This is a genomic window from Psychrilyobacter sp., assembly GCF_037132775.1.
Taxonomy (GTDB): Bacteria; Fusobacteriota; Fusobacteriia; order Fusobacteriales; family Fusobacteriaceae; genus Psychrilyobacter.
In genome coordinates, this window is record NZ_JBAHZY010000045.1 from 14193 (window position 1) to 33274 (window position 19082).

Annotated in this window: 21 protein-coding genes and 1 riboswitch; of the genes, 1 reads left to right on the forward strand and 20 read right to left on the reverse strand. The window is 32.4% G+C overall.

Going from position 1 to position 19082, the window contains the following annotated elements; genetic code table 11:
- Positions 1-11: 11 nt before the first annotated feature.
- The 20 genes from cobA to V5784_RS03115 all read right to left on the reverse strand — a co-directional run bounded on the left by cobA (position 12) and on the right by V5784_RS03115 (position 18518).
- A complete protein-coding gene (cobA, locus tag V5784_RS03020; RefSeq protein WP_336887572.1) occupies positions 12-1469 on the reverse strand; it encodes a uroporphyrinogen-III C-methyltransferase in 1458 nt (485 codons plus the stop codon).
- Positions 1462-2361 carry a hydroxymethylbilane synthase gene (hemC, locus tag V5784_RS03025; RefSeq protein WP_336887573.1) on the reverse strand — a complete coding sequence of 300 codons (900 nt, stop codon included), beginning with the start codon at positions 2359-2361 and terminating at the stop codon, positions 1462-1464. The genes cobA and hemC overlap by 8 nt, the downstream gene beginning before the upstream one ends.
- A gap of 73 nt (positions 2362-2434) precedes the next feature.
- A complete protein-coding gene (locus V5784_RS03030) occupies positions 2435-3343 on the reverse strand; it encodes an NAD(P)-binding domain-containing protein (RefSeq protein WP_336887592.1) in 909 nt (302 codons plus the stop codon).
- The gene (gene cobD, locus V5784_RS03035; protein ID WP_336887574.1) at positions 3330-4394 is read right to left on the reverse strand and encodes a threonine-phosphate decarboxylase CobD; all 1065 of its coding nucleotides are present in this window, start codon (positions 4392-4394) and stop codon (positions 3330-3332) included. The genes V5784_RS03030 and cobD overlap by 14 nt, the downstream gene beginning before the upstream one ends.
- 106 nt (positions 4395-4500) lie before the next feature.
- Complete coding sequence (gene cbiB, locus V5784_RS03040) at positions 4501-5439, reverse strand: adenosylcobinamide-phosphate synthase CbiB (protein ID WP_336887575.1); 939 nt, start codon at positions 5437-5439, stop codon at positions 4501-4503.
- Positions 5436-6173: a precorrin-6A reductase gene (cobK, locus tag V5784_RS03045; RefSeq protein ID WP_336887576.1), complete on the reverse strand. Its 738-nt coding sequence runs from the start codon at positions 6171-6173 to the stop codon at positions 5436-5438. Before cobK ends, cbiB begins: the two co-directional genes overlap by 4 nt.
- The gene (gene cobJ / locus V5784_RS03050) at positions 6170-6898 is read right to left on the reverse strand and encodes a precorrin-3B C(17)-methyltransferase (RefSeq protein ID WP_336887577.1); all 729 of its coding nucleotides are present in this window, start codon (positions 6896-6898) and stop codon (positions 6170-6172) included. Before cobJ ends, cobK begins: the two co-directional genes overlap by 4 nt.
- 82 nt (positions 6899-6980) lie before the next feature.
- Complete coding sequence (locus V5784_RS03055; RefSeq protein ID WP_336887578.1) at positions 6981-7151, reverse strand: hypothetical protein; 171 nt, start codon at positions 7149-7151, stop codon at positions 6981-6983.
- Positions 7148-8182: a cobalt-precorrin 5A hydrolase gene (gene cbiG / locus V5784_RS03060; RefSeq protein ID WP_336887579.1), complete on the reverse strand. Its 1035-nt coding sequence runs from the start codon at positions 8180-8182 to the stop codon at positions 7148-7150. The genes V5784_RS03055 and cbiG overlap by 4 nt, the downstream gene beginning before the upstream one ends.
- A 13-nt stretch (positions 8183-8195) precedes the next feature.
- Entirely contained in the window at positions 8196-8954 is a 759-nt protein-coding gene (gene cobM, locus V5784_RS03065) for a precorrin-4 C(11)-methyltransferase (RefSeq protein ID WP_336887580.1), read from the reverse strand.
- Positions 8933-9652 carry a precorrin-2 C(20)-methyltransferase gene (gene cobI / locus V5784_RS03070; RefSeq protein ID WP_336887581.1) on the reverse strand — a complete coding sequence of 240 codons (720 nt, stop codon included), beginning with the start codon at positions 9650-9652 and terminating at the stop codon, positions 8933-8935. Before cobI ends, cobM begins: the two co-directional genes overlap by 22 nt.
- Positions 9653-9655: 3 nt before the next feature.
- Positions 9656-10225, reverse strand: a complete 570-nt coding sequence (gene cbiT / locus V5784_RS03075) for a precorrin-6Y C5,15-methyltransferase (decarboxylating) subunit CbiT (RefSeq protein WP_336887582.1) — start codon at positions 10223-10225, stop codon at positions 9656-9658.
- 21 nt (positions 10226-10246) lie between these two features.
- A complete protein-coding gene (gene cbiE, locus V5784_RS03080; RefSeq protein ID WP_336887583.1) occupies positions 10247-10876 on the reverse strand; it encodes a precorrin-6y C5,15-methyltransferase (decarboxylating) subunit CbiE in 630 nt (209 codons plus the stop codon).
- Positions 10863-12074 carry a cobalt-precorrin-5B (C(1))-methyltransferase CbiD gene (cbiD, locus tag V5784_RS03085; RefSeq protein WP_336887584.1) on the reverse strand — a complete coding sequence of 404 codons (1212 nt, stop codon included), beginning with the start codon at positions 12072-12074 and terminating at the stop codon, positions 10863-10865. The genes cbiE and cbiD overlap by 14 nt, the downstream gene beginning before the upstream one ends.
- A gap of 7 nt (positions 12075-12081) precedes the next feature.
- Positions 12082-12729: a precorrin-8X methylmutase gene (locus tag V5784_RS03090; protein WP_336887585.1), complete on the reverse strand. Its 648-nt coding sequence runs from the start codon at positions 12727-12729 to the stop codon at positions 12082-12084.
- Between the two features lie 12 nt (positions 12730-12741).
- A complete protein-coding gene (locus V5784_RS03095) occupies positions 12742-13641 on the reverse strand; it encodes an ABC transporter substrate-binding protein (RefSeq protein WP_336887586.1) in 900 nt (299 codons plus the stop codon).
- Positions 13638-14417 carry an ABC transporter ATP-binding protein gene (locus V5784_RS03100; RefSeq protein ID WP_336887587.1) on the reverse strand — a complete coding sequence of 260 codons (780 nt, stop codon included), beginning with the start codon at positions 14415-14417 and terminating at the stop codon, positions 13638-13640. Before V5784_RS03100 ends, V5784_RS03095 begins: the two co-directional genes overlap by 4 nt.
- Complete coding sequence (locus V5784_RS03105) at positions 14414-15412, reverse strand: iron ABC transporter permease (RefSeq protein ID WP_336887588.1); 999 nt, start codon at positions 15410-15412, stop codon at positions 14414-14416. The genes V5784_RS03100 and V5784_RS03105 overlap by 4 nt, the downstream gene beginning before the upstream one ends.
- A gap of 3 nt (positions 15413-15415) precedes the next feature.
- Positions 15416-16336, reverse strand: a complete 921-nt coding sequence (locus tag V5784_RS03110; protein WP_336887589.1) for a sirohydrochlorin cobaltochelatase — start codon at positions 16334-16336, stop codon at positions 15416-15418.
- 136 nt (positions 16337-16472) lie between these two features.
- Positions 16473-16649: riboswitch (cobalamin riboswitch) on the reverse strand.
- A gap of 138 nt (positions 16650-16787) precedes the next feature.
- A complete protein-coding gene (locus V5784_RS03115; protein ID WP_336887590.1) occupies positions 16788-18518 on the reverse strand; it encodes an ABC transporter ATP-binding protein in 1731 nt (576 codons plus the stop codon).
- 222 nt (positions 18519-18740) lie between these two features.
- On the opposite strand from V5784_RS03115, the gene V5784_RS03120 reads away from it, so the two are divergent.
- On the forward strand, positions 18741-19082 hold a 342-nt coding region (locus tag V5784_RS03120), incomplete at its 3' end, for an acetate uptake transporter (RefSeq protein ID WP_336887591.1).

Genomic DNA, 19082 nt, shown 5'->3' on the forward strand with positions numbered 1-19082 from the left:
TCTTCTCCATTTTATAAATTAATGTAATAATTTTTTATTTCTGCCAATAAACCTTGTGCTGTAGAAACCTTAGCTTCTATCTCTACATCTAAACCATAACTTTTGATACTTTTAGTTGTCATCTTACCTATAGATGCTATCTTTATGTTTGAATTATGTTTTTTGTCTCCTAAACTTTCCATATATGCATCTACTGCCGATGAACTTAAAAAAGTAATTAGATCTACTTCTTTTATTTTATCATCTATATCAGCTGTTATTACCTTTTCCGTTTTAAATATTCTAGCAGCTATAAATTTTCTATTCCACTTTTCAGACCATTCTTCTGCTTTAATAGTTGAAATATCTGATGTTATAAATAAAATTTTATCGCCGTCTTTTGTAAAATTAAGGCTTTCTTCTGCTAACCTTTCTCCTAGATATTTTTCAGGCAGAAAATCAGGTTTAATTTTATATTTTAATAGTTCTTCATAGGTTTTTATTCCTACAACACCTATTTTTTTATCCCCTAGTATACGTACATCCTCTAGTTTTTCAAAGAAAGTTTTTACCCCGTTTTGGCTGTTAAATAATATTGCTTTAGCACCTTTAATATCTAACTTAATATCTAAAGACTCTATATTAATAAGTGGTAATACCGTAGCTTTACCGCCTAGTTTTTCTACTTCATAGGCAAATTCTACAGATTTTTTATAATCTCTAGTTACTAGTACGTTTTTACCGAATAACGGTAATTTTTCAAACCAATTAAATTCTGATCTCAAGTTTACTACTTCTCCAATAATTATGATTGCAGGTGGAACAACTTTTTGTTCTTTTGCTATCACAGTTATAGTCTCTAATGTTCCTACTACTACCCTTTGTTTATTTGTACTACCTTTTTCTATTATAGCCACAGGAGTTGTAGAAGACTTCCCATATTTAATTAAATCACTAGCTATCAAATCTAAGTTTTTAATCCCCATCAAGAATACTAGTGTTCCTTCTAGTTTAGCGATAGCATCAAAGTTATGCCAAGTTCCCTCTTTAGAAGTATGTCCTGTAAATACATGAAATGAACGAGCTATATTTCTATGGGTAACTGGAATTCCAGAATAAGATGGTACAGATATAGAAGATGTTATCCCAGGAACAACCTCAAACTCTATCTTAGCTTCATTCAAAGCTAAAATTTCTTCTCCTCCACGACCAAATACAAAAGGATCCCCTCCCTTTAATCTGGTAACTATCTTTCCTTCCCTTGCTTTCTCTACAATAATTCTGTTTATCTCATCTTGGATAACGCCACCTTCCGTATTCCCTTTACCCAGATAGATCAACTCGCAATTCTTTTGAGCTAAAGATAATATTTGAGGGTTTACAAGTCTATCATAGACTATACAGTGAGCCTCTTCTATACATCTTTTCCCCTTTAGAGTCAGTAACTCTAAATCTCCAGGGCCTGCACCTACAATATAAACCTTACCCATCTATCTGCCCCCTAATTACTCCAGCTAGTTTATGTGCTACATTTTTACTATTACTCTTACACCCTACGACTTTTCCCTTGTATATCTTATCTTGAGTATAATACATTCCCTCTAAAATTAACTTTTCTCCTATCAATGTACCATGACAACCCATAGGAGTAGTACATCCTCCACCAAATATCCTAGAGAATTCTCTTTCTGCTTCTATCACTATAGAAGTTTCAAGATGGTTCATCTTTGATAACAGTTTTATAGTTGACGTATCATTCCCGTTACATTGAATACATAGAGCTCCTTGACCTGGAGCAGGCATAATTTTATGCACATCAAAAATTTCAGTTGCTAAATGAGCTAAGCCTACTCTTTTTAATCCCGCATAAGCTAATATGATCCCGTCAAAGTTTTCATTTTTTAATTTTTCTATCCTGGTATGGATATTTCCACGAATAGGCTCTATCACTAGGTCCGGTCTTAGATTTCTTATACTTTCGACCCTTCTAAGACTGCTTGTTCCTATTACAGATCCTGCTGGCAGTTCCATTAAACTTGCTCCAGTTTTAGATATCATTATATCTCTATTGTCTTCTCTCAAAGGTATAGCTCCTGTAATAAGACCTTCAGGCGGACATTCTGGCATATCTTTCATAGAGTGTACTGCCAGTTGAATCTCGCCTTCTAATAGAGCTTTTTCTATTTCTTTTACAAACATATCTTTTAATGATTTGTTATCTTTATTCCAATTAGTTCTTTGATCTTTATCTCCACTAGTAATGATTTTTTTTATCACAACATCTAGAGAGCTATCTATTTCTAATAATTTTCTTTTTGTTAGTTCTGCTTGAGCTACTGCTAAGATACTAGCTCTTGTTCCAATAATAATTTGCTTTTGCACTGATTTCTCTCCTTGAATTCAAAATGTTTTATTAATTTATCTAACTGGTCACTTAATAAGTATTCATATTTATCTAGAAGGTGACTTCTATTTGCTTCATTTCCCCTATAACATCCCACAGATGATCAAGATTGTATAGCTTTATATTCTCGTGTTTTTCTATCTCTACATCTATATCTCTAGGTAGTCCCAAGTCTAAAAAGATCTTATCACCCATTGCTCCTAATCCTTCCCTCATTGAGCTTTCCAGGATAATATGGTGAGCTGCTGTTGCACTTATTATAATTTGTGACCTTTCAATCTCTAAATACCTGTCTTTGAAATCTATAGCATCCACCTGGTATTCTTTTTGTAACTCTATGACTCTTTTATTACTTCTATTTGTCATTACAATATTGTTAATGTTATTTCTAGTAAATATATCGAGTACAGATACTGCCATCTCTCCTGTTCCAACTATTAAAATCCTTTGATTTTCTAAGTCATCAAAGTGACTTTTTATAAATTTTAACGCAATAGCTTCTAAGGATAGAGCGTTTTTAGAAATTTGGCTCTTATGTCTGAATTTTTTTCCTAGTTCAATAGCTTTATTAAAAATAACATTCATATTTTTAGTCGTATTTTTTCTTTCTAATTCCTTTAAGTAACTATTTTTTATTTGAGATAAGATGTGATCTTCTCCCTTTATAATAGAGTGAAATCCACATATTACTTGGAATAGATACTCTATTCCTATAATTCCATTTTTCTCTATGGAAAAAACATCTATATTTAACTCTTCTTTTACCCCTTCTATATCAGCTGTCTCAAGATAGATTTCAATTCTAAGGCAAGTCTCAAGGAGTATATACCCGTCGATCTTTCCGATTTCCAATAATCTATCCAAAATCTTTCGTGACCCTTTTTTTACCACTTCTTCTCTTTGAACAAGGGATAAATCTTCATAAGTAACACCTAATACGTAAAAACTAGCTAATTGTATCCTCTACACACCTCAAAACCTTTCTGTTGTTTTCTCTATCTTTTATTGCTAAACGAAAATAACTATTATCTAAATAATTAAAATTACTGGCATTTCTAACCAATACTCCCAATGAAATCATTTTTTCCCTAAACTCTTCTACTTCCATACCATTTATCAATTTTACCAATATAAAATTTGATTCTGTTTTATATGGTTTTATCCCTTCTATATTACAAAGTTCCCTATACATATATTCTTTCTCTTTTCTTATCCAATTTTCTGACTTTTCTATATATTCACTGTCTTCCAATAAAACCTTAGTTGCTAATTCTGCTATGGCATTTACACTCCAAGGTTCCCTAGATGACTCTATTTTTTCTTTCAGTTCACTATCAAAAGTTATTCCATATCCTAATCTTAGACCAGGAATAGCAAAGAACTTTGTTAGTGCTCTAACAATAAATACATTTTCATTTCTATATTCCAATATAGATTCACTCAAATTCCCCTCTACAAACTCTATAAAAGCTTCATCTAATAAGATCTTAGTATCTTTTGTCAGGCAAAATTTTGCTAGGTCATCTAAGGTATCTTTTTTTATAAATTTACCTGTAGGATTGTTGGGATTGCACACTACCAGTAGATCATAAGTCTCATCTAAAGTTTCCTTTAATCTCGGTATATTTAATATAAACTCTTCATCTTCCCTCAACTGAAAATATTCAACATCGCAATCTGTTGATTTTAATGCTCTTTCATACTCTGCAAATGTAGGAGATATTATAAGCACCTTTCTAGGTTTTAAACACTTAGCATATAAGAACATGATCTCTGTAGCTCCGTTACCTACTACAATATTATCTATCCCTATACCATTATAATCTGCAATTATTTTTTTCATCTCTAAATAATCTGGATCAGGATACTTTTCAAGGATGGATAAGTTTTCAATTACCGCCTCCTTTAATCTATCAGATAGACCCAGAGGATTGATATTAGCACTGTAATCCAGCACCTCTATCCCTTTTTCCCTTTTTAATTTATATATATTTCCCCCATGTAGCTCCATAGTTATCTTCTCCCTTCCTCTAACCTTTCACCATAAATTATAGCCACTATATTTCCATTCTCATTTTTATATCTATATCAAAATAATTTTTTTTTTTTAATTTAAACTATATTAGTCTGAGCAGAGCATATGCCATTCCCATACCTAGTATAGATGATCCATACATGAGTTTAATATTTCTTTTTATATCCTTCAATTCAAATTCCTTTTTCTTATCCCCTATTGTAGGTTTTTCTATTAATCTTCCAAAATAACTGGTAGCTCCACCAAATTGGACACCCAACGCTCCTGCTACAGCTGATTCAGATTGTGCTGAATTTGGACTGGCATGCTTATATCTATCTCTGAAAAATACCTTCCATGAATTTTTAAAATCATATCCGAAGAAGAGTGCTGATACAGGAATAAGTACTGCTCCTGTCAATCTAGCCGGAATAATGTTTGCCACGTCATCTACACGAGCTGAAAACCATCCAAAATCTTTATATTTTTTATTTTTATATCCCACCATGGAATCAAGTGTATTTATGGCCTTGTATCCCATTGCTAGAGCCACTCCCAGTGGAGTATTTGGTGCAATCAAGTATCCTACTGTCATAAAAAATAACGGTGATATTATCCCATCCACTGTATTTTCAGAGATAGTTTCCATGATGCTTCTGACTATATCTTTTTCCTGCATATAGCCTGTGTCACGACTAACTAAGTAGGAGAGTTCCTTTCTTGCCAACTGCATATCTTTTTTCTTCAATATATTAAATACCTTCACTCCTTCAAGAGCTAGCGACCTTGTGGCAAATATAGTATATATCAAGTAGATCTCAATTATCTCTAAATAACCCGAAATTAGATATGTTACACCTATAGTCAATCCTACAACTATTATATTTAGTATTATTCCGCCTATTTTCTTATACTTATATAATATTTTTTCTAAAAAAGTAATGATTCTACCTATTACCACCACTGGATGTAACAAACTCCTGGGATCTCCAAATACTAAATCTAAAATAAATCCAGTCAATATTATATTTTCAACTCTCATTTAATTGCTCCTATCAGATCATCTATCTCATTATAAAGGTTTCTATACTGAACTGTGGGTCTTTTCAAAACTACCACATTTACTCCTAAATTCTTAGCAGCTTCTACTTTTTCCAACTCACCACCTGTAGCACCGCTCTCCTTGGTCACAACATATTTTATATCATAATTTTTATAGATAGATTCATTAAAGGCAGTACTAAATGGGCCTTGGAGACCTAATATTTGAGAGGGTTTAAATCCTGCATCCTCGCATTTTTTTATGGCGTATTCAGTAGGTAGTGCTCTTATATAGATAGATCTTTTATTTTTTAAGTCTTTAAATCTATGGATATTATTACTCCCTAAAGTAAGTAATATATTTCCCCTTACTCCCTCTAAAAAATTAATCAATTCTTGTAGATCATAAAAACTATTTTCTTTTTCATATTCTAACATACTTCTTTCATATCTATAATAGGGTATGCTCATGATTGTTGATAATTTTAATAAGTTATTGGAAATCTCAATAGCATATGGATGGGTAGCATCTACAATCTCGCTTATATTCATCTCATTAGCTAGCTTTTCAAGACCTTCTAGATCGAGTTTTGCAACTCTTACTTCTAAGTCTAGATGGGAGATCAATTGACCTCCGTATTCTGTAGCTGTAGTCACTATGATCTTGTGATTATCCTTCAAAAGCTTTTCAGCTATTAATCTAGAATCTTTAGTCCCTCCAGCAAGTAAGATCAAAGTTTATATCCTCTAGGTGTGATCATTTTATTATTTTTTACATAAGTTTTAGAGTTTCCTACTATTACCACAGTGAACATATTTATTTCATGATTTAACATATCTTCTAATGTAGTGATAACATATTCTTCTCCATCTCTTTTTGCATTTCTTACGATTGCTACAGGTGTATCTTTACTTTTATGTCTTAACATGATCTCTCTTGCTTCTACAATTTGAGTAGTTCTAGAAAAACTCTTAGGATTGTAGTATGAAATTACAAAATCACCTTGTGAAGCTAAATCTATCCTCTTTGTTATTAAATCCCAATCAGTTAATAGATCACTCAAACTAATAGTTGCGTGATCGTGCATTATAGGTGCTCCTACAACACTTGCTCCAGCATTAGAAGCTGTAATTCCTGCTACTACTTCTACTTCGATATCACTATCTGAAGCTACTTCTAACATAATTCCTGCCATCCCATAGACACCAGATTCTCCACTACTAATCAAAGATACAATTTTTCCACTTTCAGCTAGTTTTAATGTCTCGTTACATCTATCTACTTCTTTTTTCATAGCAGATCTGATTAATTCCTTTTCAGGAAACATATCTTCTACCAATGAAATATATGTTTTATGTCCAATTAATATATCTGATTTTTTCATAGAATCAAAGGCTTTAAAACTCATATTATCTTTGTTTCCAGGTCCCATTCCAACTACATATATTTTACCTTCCATTATTTTGCCTCCAAATTTATTACTTAATTATGTACTTTACTTTGCTTTAAAACTCTATTTTGACACTGACAACAATCGTGTATTATTCACTAAGACAATCTATCAACGCAGAGATACACTGAGATCTAGCCCAGAGTTTCACGGAGTTTTCTTTTTCAGATTCATATTTAAAATTAGATTTAGTTACATCTAATTTTGATACCCGTGAATCGAAATGGAGTCCGTTAAGGGTGACACCCTTAACGGACTTCATTTCGATTCTTCATATATTGATACTGTTACACCATTATATCTTTTCTTCTCTTTTATAAATCTACCACTTTTATTGCTAGACAGATATGCTACAGGAGCCGATACACATCTCACACCTATAGTTTTTTCTACAAAATCAGATCCTTCATAATTATCCTGAATAGGCTTTATCTGATCTCTATCTATAACTATTAATTTTTTATCTAACCTGTCACAGATCTCTAATAATCCAATCTCATCTGCTTTTACATCTACAGTAGCAAGATGTTTTATACTATCCATATGAATGTTGCATTCTTTCATAGTTAGTTCTATAGCATCTAATATAGTTTCAGCAGTTGTGTCTCTCCTACACCCAATCCCTAATATTATATTTTTAGGAATTATCTGTGTCATCATAACATTCTGCCTATTAGACACAACCACTATTCCTGCTGTATCTTTTTTTACATATTTTGTTTTCTCAGAATTAAGAGAATCTATATCAACTACCATATTCTTTGGCAGTTTCAGTTCTACCCTCTCACCATTGACTATAAGAGCGGTAAGATCTTTGGCACTCTCAAGATCTCTTAGGTGTGCTTTTAGTTTCATAGCTATAGTATCTACTGCTATACTTCCTGACACATCTGAAGCTGTAGAGATAATAGGTATCCCACCTATATTTTCTGCTATTAGGGAAGCCAGTTCATTAGCTCCTCCTAAATGACCAGAAAGTAGTGACACAATAAACTTTCCATCTTCATCACTTGTGATTACAGCGGGATCTACATCCTTACTTTTTAAGAGGGGAGCTATAGTTCTCACCACTATCCCACTTGCCATGATAAAATATAAACTATCATAAGAATTAAATATTTTAGATACTGTATCTTTAAATCCTTTATCCATAGGGATAGTTTTATCATCACTATATTTTGATAAGGTAAAAACATCTATAGTTTTAAATCTATTTGTAGGAGCAAGTAATTCTTTTATCTCAAGCCCTTTTCCCCTAGCTTTTTTAGTTAGTGTGATAATAGCTAGTCTCATAACTCATCTCCCGTTACTTTATTCCTTCTCTATATTCATGGGTAAAATGCTTGTCATATAATTTTGATTTTGAGTATTCATCACCCATAAATCTTCCCACTAAAATTTGAGCTGTTTTTGTGATATTTGCTTTTTCTACTCTTTCTGCTATATTTTCTAATGTCCCCATTACTATTTTTTGATCTTCCCAAGTCGCTCTTTGGATTACTGCTACTGGTGTATCTAAATCATAGTGAGATAATAATTGTGCCACTACCTTATCTATCATCTGTACCGATAAAAATATTGCCATAGATGTTTTATGAGCAGCTAGTAATTCTAACTTTTCTAATTCTGGTACAGGTGTTCTTCCTTCCATTCTTGTACAGATAACTGTTTGAGATACATCTGGAAGAGTAAATTCTTTTTTTATAGCTGCTGCTGACGCTAGGAATGAACTAACTCCAGGAATAACGTCAAATTCTATATTGTGGCTAGCTAGTATATCCATTTGTTCTCTATGAGCTCCGAAGATAGCAGGGTCTCCTGTATGTACTCTAGCTACCATCTTACCATCGTCTATAGCTTTTACTGTTACGTCTATTACTTCATCTAAATTCATAGAAGCACTGTTATATATCTCTGCTCCTTCTTTATGACATTCTATTACTTGTCTTGGTACTAGCGAACCTGCGTATATGATTACATCAGCTTCCATTACTAGTCTTTGACCTTTTACTGTGATTAATTCGGGGTCTCCGGGACCTGCTCCTATGAAGTATACTTTTGCCATTGTCTTACACCACCTTTTTTAAGTAATATTGTTGTAAAATATGAGATATCATCACGAGTAACGTTTTCTAAATCATAGTATATTTTTTCTGAGTCTTTTCCACAGTTAGAGATTAATACTACATTTTCCATGTTTCCAGTTTCTCTAAATGCTTCCTTTAATCTTTCTAAGTTTCTTGTTACTTTCATAAATACTACGTTATCTGCAGATTCTATTTCTTTTACTAAATCTGTATTTTTTGCAATAGGTACTACTTTTAGAGTTTCATCCCCCATTAATAATGGAGTTCTTAATCTAGAAGTTACAGAAGCAAATGAAGTGATTCCAGGAATTGATTCTACCTCTATTTTATCCTCTAATAATTCCATTGCGTATACAAACGTACTAAGAGTCATAGGATCTCCTATAGTTATAAACGCTATAGTTTTCCCTTCTTTTACCAATTTATTTACTATCTTGCAATATTCGATTCTATCATCTCCACGTATCTTATCATTATCTACAGTTGTAAAGTCTAAAAATACCTTTTCTATATCCTCTTTCATATATCCTTTTGCTATCTCAAATGCTGTACTATAGTTCTTTGTATTCGCACGGGGTAAAATAACTACATCAGATTTTCCTAATGCTCTTACCGCCTTCATTGTTAACATCTCTGGATCTCCTACACCTACACCTATTCCATATAATTTTGCCATTTTTTATTTACTCCTTTTGGCCGATATAATATATATTGGATTTTCACCCATCATCATATTGTATCTACCTATTTTTTTATTTCTTGCTATATTTATATTAATTACTTCTATCTCACAAAATTTCAGTTTTTCTAAACCTTTCATAGCTTCCCCTAGACTTTCTAAGGTTATAGTATTTATAACTACCTTTGCTTCTTCTTTAGAATGACATAAAAACCATTCTAATATAGTATCTAAATTTCCCTTAGATCCACCTATAAACATCCTGTCTACTTCTATTTGAGGAATATCACTAGGAGCCAATCCCTCTATCAGTTCATAGTTTGTAACACTAAATTTTTCTAGATTTTGTTTAATTACTTCTATTCCATCGGGATTTACCTCTATTCCAAAGACCTTACCTTTTGGTGTAAAGTTAGTAACCTCTATTCCAACACTCCCAGATCCTGCTCCTACATCGATTAAGATACTATCTTCTTTTAAATCTAACTTTGCTATGGATATACACCTGACTTCTTGCTTAGTCATAGGTACTTTTCCGCGGATAAATTCTTTATCTTCTATATGAAACATTATCTTTTCCCCCTTTTCCTATCATAGAGTCTCAGGTATTACTATGACCACATTTATATCAAAAATAATTTTTAGACCTGCCATCTCTTCTAAACTCATAGTTGTTATTCTTTCGTCGTCATAACTGAGTCTTTCTCCGACAAAGATCGTCCCTTTTATTTGGTTTTCTAATAAATTTTGTGCGATTACTTGGGGAGTAGTTTTATTATCTGTAAGAAGCCCTGCTTTTTTTCCTGCTTTTATAGGAGTAAGGTAATCACAGTGCCTACCGTGGACACTACCTATAAAAGTATTTTCATAGGAAAAACCTATAGTAGCAAACATATACTGCGTGGAGGAGATCCCTGAAATAATATTTAGTTCTTCTACCTCAAAATATTTTTTCATAAATGGAACCATACTATAAAATCCTGAATCCCCAGAAACTATAAGAGAGATTTTTTTATCCCTATTATCTTTGATATAGATAGATAATTGATCTAAATACCTGTCTATATACCGGATTTCTTTTCCCTCCGCAAGTCCTCCTAAAGATTCTATATTTCTCCTGCCTCCGATCAATATATCGGATTTTTTTATATATTCTTTAGTGATAGGAAGGACATATTTTTTATTCCCAGGGCCTAGCCCCAATATATTAATTTTCTTCATACTTGTTCTCCATATACTTATCTACCATCCTATTAAACCCTTCTGTTCTGCCCAACTCCCCATGATCAAAAGAAAAAGTCAACACCTCCACCTCTACTTCATCGAAAACTCTCTTCTCACATTTCTGCTTGATTTTTTCTGCAATTGTTTTATTGGTCGCCTTTAATTTCAAATAGGATAAGCCCTCTTCTGTAGTATTAGCTTCTATAATTTTAATTACATCTTCTGGTGTTTCTCCAGCCAACAGGGCATTGGCTCCTAATATTTCCATTCGTCCATCGGCTACCTTTGAATGGGTATGGAAAATTCCGCCGGCTACCTTGATGAGTTTTCCTATATGCCCTACTAAGACTATTTTTTTATACCCCAAGACTTTTATATTATCCAAAATAAACCCCATAAAATTACTGATAATAAGTATTTTTTTAGGTTCTATCCCCAATTCTTCTACCAAAAATTTCTTCCCATAGTTCCCAGGAGTAATAATTATTGTGTCTTCAGGGTATTCTTCTACTAGCATCTTCATCTCTATTACTATAGAATCCTTAAAGGCTTCTTCTGACATTGGTTTTACTATCCCAGTAGTTCCTAATATTGATATTCCACCTAGTATTCCCAGTTTAGGATTGAATGTTTTCTGCCCTACTTTTTCCCCTGTAGGAATATCTATAGTCAGTTCTATTTTTTTCCCTTGGGGAAGCACTTTTTCCACCTCGTAAAATATAGTTTTTAAAGGTACGAGATTGATCGCAGGTTTTCCTATGGCTACCTGTAATCCTTTTTTTGTAACACGACCTACTCCTACACCACCCCGTAGAGATATAGTTTTTTTCTTATTGATGAAATTGTCACCTGTATCTTTTATTTCTTTAGATTCGTCCAATTCCCTTATTGTCGCAAATATCTCTATTAAGTGAGTAGCATCAGGGTCATCCCCGCCATCTTTTATGATACTAGTTTTTACATATCTTCTATTTTTATATCTAATATCATCTTCTTTTAGCGATCCCACATCTAAAGTATTAATATCTAAGTCTAAATCCCAACCTTTAGGAGTCTCTATTCCTATTGTTGATATATCTTCACAGTTGAAATATACTTCTACAGCACTCTTACAAGCTCCTGCACTAGTAGAACCAGTGGTATATCCATACCTTAGTTTTTTACCATCGTGTACTGTAAACTTGTCTAACTGCATATTAAAATCATTCTCCTAAAAACCCTTTTCTATCATACATATCGTATAATATTCCGTGGAATGTAGCTACTGCAACTGTACTTCCACCCTTTCTACCCCTAGTTACAATATAAGGAATATCCAGTTCTCTCAATCTTTCTTTAGAATCTTCAGCTCCTACAAATCCAACTGGTACTCCAACTACAAGGTGGGGTCTATAACCTTTTTCAATAGCTTCCATCAATGTGAATAAAGCTGTAGGAGCGTTTCCAATCAAGAATATCTTTGTTTTCTCATCTTTCATTGCTTTTTCCATTCCAACTATAGAACGAGTTAATCCTCTTTCCTTTGCTTCTCTTACTACTTCATCATCTGAAACTAAACAATATGCACTTACATTCCATTTTTCCATTGTTTTTTTACTCAGACCATTTACAATCATATTGGTGTCACAATAGATCTTATTTCCCTCTGCAATAGATTTTTTCCCACTCTCTATTGCATCTTTTGATATCTCTACTATATCAGCATACTCAAAATCAGCAGTAGTGTGGATTAGTCTTTTTACTATCTTTAATTCATCTTCTGTAAATTCCTTTACTTTTTCTCCTAATTCCTCGGTAATTATCTCAAAACTCTTATTTTCAATTGCCATAGGCTTCTTTACATAACTCATTTTATCCCCCTATTAAAAATATTTTGGATAGACAATATGTCCAATTTCTTTTATCCCGTCTAATAATCCGTTTGTTGGCCTCGATACATCATATTCATCTATTATATATATTTTTCCTTCCCTTATTGCCCTTATTGCTTTATAACCTGGAGCTTTTTTTATTATATCTACAGTGGGCCTGTTCATAGCTCCATATTGTGCTAAATATATATCTATCTTTTCCCCACGAGCAAGTAATAACTCTTTGGGGAAATTAGCTACACTGGATCCTTTTTTTGTAGGAGTAGCATCATAGGCTATATTATTTATATCTAATACTCCTAATATATAAGCTGGTATCCCTTCTAACGAAGTTGTTTGATTGGTTTTGTGTCTGGCCTCAAAAAACACTGTTTTTCTTTCATTGATAGGTATAGAATCAGCTTTTTTCTTTAATTTGGCTAATTTCATATGAAAATCATCTGTATATTGAATAGCTTCCTTTTCATATCCACTCAATCTTCCTAATGTCAGCCAGTAGTTATCTAATCCCTCAAATTTTGTAGGTTTTATAGTTACTACAGTCAAATTTGCATTTTTTAATGCTCTTACTAATCCACTAAATCTATCTCTGATCATTGGTCTTATTAAGATTAAATCTGGCCTTGCAGATAGAAATTTTTCTATACTATCCTTAGAAGAAAATAATTCTATCCCGAGGTCTGCACTACTTTTATCGACGCCTATTAAATTTTCTCTTGCTCCTATATCTATCAAGACATCTGTGTGAGCTCCATAGAGAGATATTATCCTCATATGAGGTTTTGTCAGATCTACAGTTTTTCCAGATTCACTTACTACCACTGTATTAGAAGTAAAGGATAGCTGTGTCATAAAAATAAAGATCGATAATAATTTTATTATTTTAATCACTCTAAACCGCCCCCTAATTTTGGGAATATAAATGTGTTCTTTTCTGTTTTATATTTTTCCCATCCTATTTTAAATACTTTTTCTAACTCTTTTGAATTAAGCACATCTTGAGTTTTTCCACTCGTTACAATTCTTCCTTTCTCTAATAAGAGGATTTCATCACAATAAAGCGAAGCTAAATTAAAGTCGTGAAATACTCCTATAACTGTAGTTTGTTCTTCTACCACTCTTTTTCTTACTAAGCTCAGTAAAGTATGGGAATAATAAGGATCCAAATTCGAAGTTGACTCATCTAAAAATAAGATAGGTGTTGTCTGAATGAGTGCCTTTCCAAATATTACTCTCTGTTCCTCACCGCCACTAAGGGTAGTTATTTCTTTATCCAAAAATTCTTCTAATCCTATTTCTTTTACTACCTTGTCGATAATCTCATAATCTTCCTTCTGAAGACTAAAAAACTTTTTCTTATAGGGGTATCTTCCCATCTCTAATATATCTGAAACAGAAAAGGGAAATACTATATCAAATTTTTGTGGTACTATTGCAATTTTTTTTGCTAACTTAAAATGAGAATATTCTTTTAATTCCTTATTATCTATATAGATTTCAGAATTAGGAGCATTTTTATACCCACTTAAAATATCCAAAAAAGTAGTCTTTCCACTTCCATTTGGTCCTAATATCCCATAAAATTTACCTTTTTTAAATTTAAAAGATAGGTTATCTAAAATTTGAGTTCCATCTATAGAATAATTTATTTTTTTTATATCTATCATCTCAGATTTCCTCCCCCCATCTTTTTCCTAAAAATCAGAGCAAAGAAAGGTGCTCCTATAAGTGATGTGATTACTCCTACAGGAATATCATTTGGTAATACTACACGAACTACATTATCAGCAGCTCCCATGATGACACCACCCCATATAGCGCAACCTATAATCAACTTTTTATTGTCTGTTCCCATGATAAACCTGAGAAGATGAGGTACTACTAGCCCCACAAATCCTATTATTCCGCAAGTGGAAACTGCCACTGCCGACAAGATAGAACTAACAACTAACAATATCCTTCTGATTTTACTAGGATTGATTCCTAAAGAGATAGCACTCTTTTCTCCCAGTGCCAGTATATTTAAATCTTCTGCATAATAACAAAAAAATACGAACCCAAAGACCCATATTACACTTAAAATATTGACTTCCATCCAGGATTTCCCAGTAAAGCTTCCAAGTAACCAAAATATAATGGCACCTACCCCTTCATCAGCTAAATATTTTAGAAAACTAAGTCCTGCAGAAAAGAAAGCACCGATTATTATCCCTCCTAATATTATAGAAGTAGGGTTCATCTTTCTCTCAAAAGATCCCATTTTGATAACGACCATCAAACAAAGTATCGCAAAAATAAACGATATTATGTGTGTACTAAATATTCCAAAAATTGTTATGTTTAAAACTATAGCAAGTGCTGCACCAAATGAAGCACCACTAGATATTCCCAATGTATATGGATCAGCCAAGGGGTTTAATAAAACCCCTTGAAATATCAATCCACACATGGATAAAATTGAACCTATTAAGATCGAAGTGAGTATCCTCGGTAATCTCACTTCATGGATAATATACCAATTAGGAGATCCCTCCCCACCTTTTATACTCTCTAGCACTTCCTTTAATGGTATTTTTATATATCCCATTTGAAGGTAGAAGAATATTGAAAGAATTAATAATATTATTCCAATTGTTGTCCATAATTTAAAATATTTTTTCATAAGTTAAAGTGGTTGCTTCCCGTTTGCATATTCTTTCTTTTTCGCTAACATGTTTTCCTCTTTATGAGTCAATGCAAATTTTGCATGTTCAACATATATCTGTCTAATTTCTTCATTTTCTCCTAATCCAACCAAGTGAGTTTTTACAGTGAATCCATTTTTTTCTAACTCTTCTTTCATATCTACAGCGATATCATTGTTTGCATGATCTCCTGCTACGATCATAAATGGATATAATTCTACTTTTTTAATTTTAGCTTCCTTTAAACTAGCAATAACATCATCCAATGCAGGATAACCCTCCACAGTTCCTAAAAATACATTTTTAATCCCTTTTTGTTGGAATACATGCTCCAACATAGAATATGCAGAGTTTCCAGGATGATGGGTACCATGTCCGATAAATACCACGGCTTCATTTCCCTTTAAATTTTTATAAGTTGGTTTTAATGCTTTAACAACCTCTTTATAATCATCTACACTAGTAAGTAAAGGAGTACTCACTTTTAACACCTTAAAGTCACCCTTATATTCTTCCACTTCCGTTTTTAATGTTTCAGATTCAACAGCATTCAAAATAAGGGTCCCTTGTACCAATACATGGGTATATCCGTCTTTTTTTAATTTTTTCAATGCTTCACTGGGATTGTCATAAGTAATCCCCTCATTTTCTTTGATTCTTCTCATAATTATTCTAGATGTAAAAGCAGTAACTACTTTAAAATCTGGATAATCAGCTTTAAATTCTTTTTCCAATGCACCTATAGTTTTTTCCCTAGTTTCGGGAAAAGTTGTTCCAAAACTTACCAACATTATTGCTTTTTTCTCTCCTTTTTTCAGATCAAAATCATTTGTTCTTACTCCATTAGCAAACAATGAGATACCCATTACCAACATTACCAACACAACTAACATTTTTTTCATTTTTTTCTCCTCCTAAATTAATTTTGAGAATAAAGCAACGCGACGTTGCATCCAGATAATAAAAAAGCCCCTAAAACTTAGGAGCTTAAACATTTTATATACCAACATACAAATGTCTACATACTCGTCCTCGCAAGTTCGTAAAAATAAATCTGGCAGGTCTCCTGACTTGACTTCATCCTACTCATAGCCCTTCCCAAATCACTTCAGTGGTATGCTATTTTCGTTCGTCTTACAGTGGCGGGACCGTGTAGGATTTTCACCCACTTCCCTTTTAATCGATATGATTCGAACCAAGATTTTATTTTATTAAATTATTACTAAATTTATACCATGTTTGCTTTTTTTTTACAATGTATTTTTTTTAATTCAGTCTTAATTCTATTGATTAAAAATTAATTTTTTTTAATATTTCATAAATACTTTTAACCTACAAATCCTCACTAACTATTTATCGATAAAGCTTGGCATATGATCCTTTTAATTTTAATAGTTCTTCATGTGTTCCGGTTTCGACTACACCTTCTTTATCCATAACCACAATTCTATCAGAATTTATAATAGTGGACAGTCTATGAGCTATAGTTATGGTGGTTCTGTCTTTAGATAATTTCATAAGAGCTTCCTGGATGAGTTTTTCTGTAATATTATCTAAGGATGCCGTAGCCTCATCCAATATTAATATCTTAGGATTTTTCAAAAATACCCTAGCTATAGATATCCTTTGTTTTTGTCCTCCTGAAAGTTTGACCCCTCTTTCTCCTACCAAGGTATCAAGTCCTTTTGGTAGATCATTTATAAATTCATATATATTAGCTTTTTTAGATGCTTCTATCAATTCATCTCTCGTTGCATCTAACCTTCCATACCTTATATTCTCTCCTATAGTTCCCCCGAATAAAAATGCCTCTTGGGGTACAATTCCTATATTTCCCCGGAGGGAACTTAACTTTATATCGCTTATCTCTATTCCATCTATAGTGATACTTCCAGAATTAATGTCATAAAACCTTGGGATTAGATTTGAAATCGTTGATTTCCCTACACCACTAGATCCAACTATGGCTATATTTTCTCCAGATTTTATTTTTAAATTAAATTCATTTAAAATTAATGGCGAATTTTCATCCAATTCTTCAGATAATTTATTATAGGAAAAATTCACATCTTTTAGTTCAATATCCCCCTTTATTTCTCCTAGAATTATTGGATTTTCTATATCTTCTATCTCTGGAATTATACCCATCATCTCCTGAAATCTTCTATACCCTGCCATTCCTTTTTGATAACTTTGAACTAAGATCATCATCTTTCTAATAGGTTCCATAAATCTATAGGAATATAATAAAAAACTAATTAAAATACCATAGGTCAACTCCCCATGCATTATTAAATAACCTCCATAAAACACCACTATGAATTGCATAAGGTTCATAAATATATGGATTCCTGAAAAGAAAACAGCGGTAGTTTTATACGTTTCTTTTTTAGCCTCTTGAAACTCCTGATTTTTTTTCTCAAATTTATCTATCTCATAATTTTCATTGTTAAATAACTTTACTATCCTAACTCCACCAATACTTTCTTCTGCACAGGAGTTTATCCCTGCTATTTTTTTTCTAGTCTTCATAAATGCCAATTTCATCTTCCATTTTTGAGTAACAGAAAAATATATCATAAATGGAAGAACTGAAAATATAACCAAGGTCAGTTTCACATTTAAGGTGATCATCAATATAAATGCTCCTAGCAATCTAATTATAGCGATAAATAAGTCTACAGGTCCATGGTTAGCTAACTGCGATATTTCACCAAGATCGTTGACTAGTTTTGACATGATTACCCCTGTTTTATTGTTATCAAAATAACTAAAAGATAACTTTTGAATATGGGTAAACAACTCTTTTCTCATTTGGGTCTCTATCTTGATCCCTAGGATATTTCCATAGTATAGCTGGAAATAGCTGACGACATATCTTAGCAAATACATGACTATCAATCCACCAGATATATAATAAAATGTTTTTAAGTCTTTTCCCGGAATTATTTTATCTATTACTATTTGAATTATTTTTGGGAAAACTAGATCCAAGAGTGCAAGTAAGATAGCACAAGTCAATGTAAATATTAATAGTTTGAGATAGTATTTATAATACTTTATAAATGATTTTAATTCTTTCATTTTAGCTCCTTCGGCTTTAAATTTTATATCAATATATTATCGGTCTTTACAGAGTGGATTATATATCAATTTAAAAATATCTTATCATATCTTTTTAAATAAAACTATATTCTCTCTTTAATAAGAATATAAAAAAGGTTTAATCGATATAACTAAAGTTGTTCTATCTTCAAAAATGGTATAATTTCCTGTAAAATCATAATATAGGGGGGCGAAATAAAAATGGAAAGAATAGTTAAAGATACTACGGCTAATCCAGCGCCTTTAGGACTTCTAGGGTTTGGAGTTACAACTTTGTTATTAAATTTACACAACGCAGGTTTATTTGAAATGAATAATATGATCTTGATGATGGGACTTTTTTATGGAGGATTTGCACAAATAATTGCAGGTATCCAAGAAAACAAAAAAGGAAACACATTTGGAGCTACAGCATTTACTTCTTATGGAGCTTTCTGGTGGACATTAGCAGGAATTTTAATGTTAAACAACGCAGGATATCTGGCAACTGACCATATTGCTTTAGGTTCTTATATGTTTGTATGGGGTCTTGTTACACTTATC